1 pseudogene is annotated in these 1,091 nt (G+C 41.6%); it reads right to left on the reverse strand.

Annotation, left to right across the window (positions count from 1 at the left end):
- Positions 1–1,091 (reverse strand): annotated as a pseudogene (locus tag IQR33_RS17700) (hypothetical protein); the annotation flags it as partial.

The raw sequence follows: 1,091 nt of genomic DNA on the forward strand, positions 1-1,091 counted from the left end.
AGACTTCCTAGTCCGGCCATACCACCAACAAATGCTGCGCGGGAGTTAAATTCAGAAACATCGATATCAAGCCCCCCAATTTCTGAGTCAATAGAAGCTTTTGTCATTTTAGGAGCTGCTTCTTGCCATCGCACCAGAAGGGCGTCCACCTCATTTGAGACAACTTTACCGCTAGATTTTAGGTTACTCTCGAGTTTAGAGGTGATCAGTTGGCTGAAATAATTGCCAATTTCTGTTTGAGCTTCTTTCTTGTCATCATAAGTTTCGGTAATAAGCGTTTCCAAACCTTCCGCAGATGAATTGTACTGATAGAAGGTCTTCATATCAGAAAGATCTTTTTTCTTACGGTCAGCACAAGATGCAATAAGTTCCTCGAAATCGGCCTTTATTTTAGAAGCCTGCTTACGAAATCGCGCATCCTGTTCATTGACCTCATTTACACGGTCAACACTTGATTGCTCTTTGTCTTTCAATGATTCAATAGCAACCGCTAGAACCTTATCTGCTTGAGAGTAAATATTCTTGATATTTTGCTCTACGATAGCAGCATGATTCTCATTCAGGTAATCTGCCATTTCATCGACTTGACGGATAAGCGATGTACGATATAACTCATTCTCTCGCCAGAACGGTTGTGTACGAGCAGTCAGTTCCTGAGGTTCTGGTGCTTCATCGATATAACCATCTTCTATCCAATGATTGAAAATTAGCTTATCTAGCTGCTTTTTCACGCGTTTAAACGTCACTTTACCAACCATAGAAACATCATCAGCATTTAGATCGCTATGACAGTGCGATTGGACGAATAATAGATGCTTCAGAGGATTATTTTTATCAACTGGTGGGCGCTGACGGATGATATTTGCTGCAAAGCCCAAATCACTTTCCTTAAAGAAACCAGCGTGCATAGACAAGAATACAACACCATCAGCTAGCTCTACACCACCAAGCGCTTTTTCTGTGTCGCTGTCGTCTTCACTGTTTAGATCCCCAGGAGTATCCATCAACCACACTTTTTTGAGGATAGGCGCATCCATGAACACGATTGCTATGTACGCATCGTTCTCAAATGATTCATCATAATTGTGTAC

The organism is Vibrio sp. OPT46 (assembly GCF_015163535.1).
In the GTDB taxonomy this organism is placed as follows: Bacteria; Pseudomonadota; Gammaproteobacteria; order Enterobacterales; family Vibrionaceae; genus Vibrio; species Vibrio alginolyticus.